At 75.1% G+C, this 4,325-nt stretch carries 7 protein-coding genes; all 7 read right to left on the minus strand.

The window, feature by feature from the left end:
- Positions 1-189 (minus strand): hypothetical protein (locus tag NH602_RS28540; protein ID WP_253069427.1); only part of this gene is annotated, 189 nt, incomplete at its 3' end.
- Positions 190-369: 180 nt separating this feature from the next.
- Positions 370-1,707: a phosphoglucosamine mutase gene (gene glmM / locus NH602_RS28545; protein WP_251784393.1), complete on the minus strand. Its 1,338-nt coding sequence runs from the start codon at positions 1,705-1,707 to the stop codon at positions 370-372.
- An 11-nt stretch (positions 1,708-1,718) separates the two neighbouring features.
- The gene (gene rpsI / locus NH602_RS28550) at positions 1,719-2,285 is read right to left on the minus strand and encodes a 30S ribosomal protein S9 (RefSeq protein ID WP_073576859.1); all 567 of its coding nucleotides are present in this window, start codon (positions 2,283-2,285) and stop codon (positions 1,719-1,721) included.
- Between the two features lie 29 nt (positions 2,286-2,314).
- Positions 2,315-2,758 (minus strand): 50S ribosomal protein L13, encoded by a 444-nt coding sequence (rplM, locus tag NH602_RS28555; RefSeq protein WP_062397782.1) that lies wholly within the window; start codon positions 2,756-2,758, stop codon positions 2,315-2,317.
- Between the two features lie 234 nt (positions 2,759-2,992).
- The gene (locus NH602_RS28560; protein ID WP_179761827.1) at positions 2,993-3,283 is read right to left on the minus strand and encodes a WXG100 family type VII secretion target; all 291 of its coding nucleotides are present in this window, start codon (positions 3,281-3,283) and stop codon (positions 2,993-2,995) included.
- A 14-nt stretch (positions 3,284-3,297) separates the two neighbouring features.
- Entirely contained in the window at positions 3,298-3,600 is a 303-nt protein-coding gene (locus NH602_RS28565; protein ID WP_179761826.1) for a WXG100 family type VII secretion target, read from the minus strand.
- Between the two features lie 156 nt (positions 3,601-3,756).
- On the minus strand, positions 3,757-4,325 hold a 569-nt coding region (locus tag NH602_RS28570), incomplete at its 5' end, for a type VII secretion-associated protein (protein ID WP_253069428.1).

The raw sequence follows: 4,325 nt of genomic DNA on the forward strand, positions 1-4,325 counted from the left end.
CGAGGCCGCGGCGCGCCGCGTCGCGTCGGCCAGCGCCGTCAGCTCGTCCGTGACCCGCCGCAGCCGCACCACGCGGTCCCCGTCACCGGGCCCGGTCGCGGGGGCCGCGGTCAGCCCAGCGGCCAGCTCCTCCATCCCGCGCGCGGCACGGTCCAGCGCCTCGGGGTCCCGCCGCACGTCCGGTCGCATCGGACCAGCCTGCGCCCGGTCGCACCCGCACCGCCCCCGAACCGCCGATCCCGTTCGCGACCGCGAACGCGTGCCCCCGCTGCGACCGACGGGGGGACGCCCGGCAGGGCTCCGGGGCCCCGGACAACGACGTCGGGGCCGCCCCCGGTGTGGGTGACGGCCCCGATCGGCGTGTGCGGGTCAGCGCGCGGCGGCGACGACCTCGGCCAGCCGGCCCGCGACGGCGTCGGCCTCGCCCGCGCTGGGCGCCTCGACCATCACGCGGACGAGCTGCTCGGTGCCCGACGGGCGCAGCAGCACCCGGCCGGTGTCCCCCAGCTCGGCCTCGGCCTTGGCGACGGCCTCGGCCACGTCCGCCGACCCGGCGACCGCGTCCTTGTCCGCGACGGCCACGTTGCGCAGCACCTGCGGCAGCACGGTGACCACCGAGGCGAGCTCGGCCAGCGACGTGCCGGTCTGCGCGACCCGCGACATGAGCCGCAGGGCGGTGAGCAGACCGTCGCCGGTGGTGGCGTGGCCCGGCAGCACCACGTGCCCGGACTGCTCGCCGCCGAGGGTGAACCCGCCCTCGCGCAGCCGCTCCAGCACGTAGCGGTCGCCGACCCTGGTGGTGTCCAGCGTGATCCCGGCCTCGCGCATGGCGATGTGCAGGCCCAGGTTGCTCATCACCGTGGCGACGAGCGTGTCGTGGGCGAGCTCGCCGGCGTCGCGCATGGCGAGCGCCAGCACGGCCATGATCCGGTCACCGTCGACGACGGCGCCCGTCCCGTCCACGGCCAGGCAGCGGTCGGCGTCGCCGTCGTGGGCGATGCCGAGGTCGGCGCCGTGCTCGAGCACCGCGGACCGCAGCGGCTCCAGGTGGGTGGACCCGACGCCGTCGTTGATGTTGAGCCCGTCCGGCTCGGCGTGCAGCGCGATCACGTCCGCGCCCGCCTGGCGGTAGGCCTCCGGCGCGGCCAGCGCCGCGGCGCCGTGCGCGCAGTCCACGACCACGCGCAGCCCGGACAGCGAGCCGGGCGCGGCGGAGAGCAGGTGCGCGACGTAGACGTCGGTGGCGTCCGGGGCGTCCCAGACGCGGCCGATGCCCTCCCCGGTGGGGCGGGCACCGAGCCCGGCGGCCAGCTGCTGCTCGATCGCGTCCTCGACGTCGTCGGGCAGCTTGTGGCCGCCCGCGGCGAAGAGCTTGATGCCGTTGTCGGGCATCGGGTTGTGCGACGCGGAGATCATCACGCCGAGGTCGGCGCCGGTCTCGGCGACCAGGTGCGCGACGCCCGGGGTCGGCAACACACCGACCCGGATCGCGTCCGCACCGGCCGAGGTGAGCCCGGCGACGACCGCGGCCTCGAGCATCTCGCCGCTCGCGCGGGGGTCGCGTCCGACGACCGCGAGGGGCCGGCGGCCGGAGCCGTTCGAGAGCGTGCGGGCGGCCGAGGCACAGACGCCAACGGCGAACTCCGGAGTGAGGAGTTCGCCGTTGGCCAGGCCCCGGACGCCGTCGGTTCCGAAGAGACGAGGCATCCGGTGTGCGATCAGCGCTTGGAGTACTGGGGCGCCTTGCGGGCCTTCTTGAGGCCGTACTTCTTGCGCTCGACGGCGCGGGCGTCACGGGTCAGCCAGCCGGCCTTCTTCAGCGGCGGGCGGTCCTCGGAGTCCAGCTCGACCAGCGCACGGGCGATGGCCAGGCGCAGCGCGCCGGCCTGACCCGCGGTGCCGCCACCCTTGAGGTTGGCGAAGATGTCGAAGCGCTCGGTCTTCTCGACGAGGACCAGCGGCTCCTTCACGATCTGCTGGTGCAGCTTGTTCGGGAAGTACACCTCGAGCGGCTTGCCGTTGAGGGTGAACCCACCGGTGCCCGGCAGCAGCCGGACGCGGACGACGGCCTCCTTGCGGCGGCCGACGGTCTGGACCGGGCGGTCGCCCAGCACGGGTGCCTCGGCGGCGAATTCGTCGGCGTCGAAGTCGGCGGCGTCACCGATGGTGTAGTCGACGTCGGCGACCTCGGTCTCGGTGGCCTCGGTCTCGGTCGCCTCGGCGGCCGCACCCTCGGTCTCGACCGCGTCGACGACCTCGTCGGGTCCGTTCTCGGGGCTGGTCACGGGCTGTCCCTCTTCGTTGCTCGGGGTGGTCACTGGCTGACCTGCTTGATCTCGAACGGCTGCGGCTTCTGGGCCTCGTGCGGGTGCGCCGGGCCGGCGTAGACCTTCAGCTTCTTGGCCATGGCGCGGCCGAGACGGTTCTTCGGCAGCATGCCCTTGATCGCCTTCTCGACGAGGCGGTCGGGCTGGCTGTCGATCATCTCGCCGACGGAGCGCTGGCGGAGGCCACCCGGGAAGCCGGAGTGGCGGTAGATGAACTTGTCGGCACGCTTGTTGCCGGACACCGAGATCTTCTCCGCGTTCACGATGACCACGAAGTCGCCGTTGTCGACGTGCGGGGCGTAGGTCGGCTTGTGCTTCCCGCGCAGCAGCGTGGCAGCGTGGGTGGCGAGCCGACCGAGGCGCACGTCCTCGGCGTCGATCACGTGCCAGGCGTGCTGGATGTCGCCGGGCTTGGGGCTGTACGTGGGCACGGATCTACCTCGTCGTCGTTCTCGGCTGGTGGGCCGTCCGCACGGGTTCCGGCCCACTCTCTAGTCTCTGGTTCCTCAGCGTGCTGCTGGTGGACGCCGGAGGGACGCTCGATCCCGCCGCTGTCGCCGGAGGACGGCGCCCGCGGGTCTCCACCGCTGCACAACGAGAGCCAAGCGTACCCGCCGGTTCCGGGGGCGGACGCAAGGGGGTCGTCCGGGCCCCCGGACCGGCTGTCAGGCGAACCGGGCCCGGTTCGCCTGCTCGGTGGCCCGGTAGTTCTGACCGGCCTGACCGACGAGCCTCCCGATGGTGCCCAGGGTGGTGGTCAGCTCGGCCGCCGAGGTGTCCCACTTCTGCTGCGACGCCCGGTAGGTGGCCGCCGCGTCGCCGGTCCAGGTCGCGACCATCGGCGCCAGTTGCCGCCGGAGGTCCTCGAGCTGGGAGGTGATGCGTGCGGTCGTCGCGGCGGTGTCGGCCGACGCCGTCTCGAGCGCACTGAAGGTGACCTTGATGTCGGATCCCATGGTGTGGCTCCCCCTCACCCGAGCACCGACGTGATGGCGGTGCGGTTCTGGTCCTCCTGCTGCTGGTACGTCGTCGCCGTGCCGCCGAGCTGCTCACCGATCGCGCCCAGCGCCTCGTTCAGCCGCCGCGCCTCGGTGTCCCACTTGGCCATCAGCTGGGCGAACGCCGTCGCCGCGGCGCCGGACCACTGGCCCTGCAGCGGTCCCAGCCGGCTGCGCAGGCGGCCGAGCTCGCCGTTGACGGCGTCGCTCACCGCCCGCACCTGGCCCGCCGCGCGGACCATCTCCTCGGTCGTCGTGCCGAACCCGTCGGCCATACGTCCCACCTCGTCCCCTGATCGGACCCGGCGCGGCCGTGTCGACGGCTCCCCGGGCCCGGGGGCGCGGTGCCCCCGGCCCGCGCACAGTGGCAGGGCGCGCCGGTGGCCGTGGCCGTTCCGGGCGGACCGTTCGCGACCGGGAACGCCGGGGGCTCAGGGCACCCGGTGCAGCGTCGCGACGACCTCGGCGCAGGCCGCGGCGACCGGGGCGCCCACCGGCCGCCGGCACCCGGCGACGAGCTCGTCGGTTCCGGAGAACACGACGTGCCAGTCGACGACGGTCCCGTCGCCCGGTGTCTCGGTCCAGCGCAGGACCGCGCGGCCGCCGACCGTCGCAGGCACCGGCCCGGGGTCACCGACGAGCGCGGCGAGCTCGCGGCGGGCCCGGTCGGGCTCGCGTCCGGCGTCGTAGCCGAGCGGGCTGCGCTCCAGCACGAGGAGGTCGGCCCCGTCCGGGCCGCCGGCGGGGGTGAGCAGCACGCGTCGGCGCTGCGGGTCGCCGCCGGTGTGCTCCCAGCCGGTGGGCAGCGCGGCGGCGTAGCCGTACTGGGCGACCGTGGCCCCGGCCGGCGTCGCCGGGCGCGGGCCGCCGAGCAGCAGCCCGGCACCGAGGAGGACCGCTCCCAGCACCCCGGCGACGACGATCGCCGCCCGGGCGCGGTCCGGGCCCTCGGCAGACGGGGTGGCGGGGTCGGGCGCACCGGGCCAGCCCGGTTCCTCCG

Source organism: Pseudonocardia sp. McavD-2-B (assembly GCF_024124365.1).
Taxonomy (GTDB): Bacteria; Actinomycetota; Actinomycetes; order Mycobacteriales; family Pseudonocardiaceae; genus Pseudonocardia; species Pseudonocardia alni.

What these genes read in the sequence shown, in the direction of transcription:
- glmM (WP_251784393.1), bottom strand. Translation starts at nt 1,707, where the DNA reads ATGCCTCGTCTCTTCGGAACCGACGGCGTCCGGGGCCTGGCCAACGGC.
- NH602_RS28560 (WP_179761827.1), bottom strand. Translation starts at nt 3,283, where the DNA reads ATGGGATCCGACATCAAGGTCACCTTCAGTGCGCTCGAGACGGCGTCG.
- NH602_RS28565 (WP_179761826.1), bottom strand. Translation starts at nt 3,600, where the DNA reads ATGGCCGACGGGTTCGGCACGACGACCGAGGAGATGGTCCGCGCGGCG.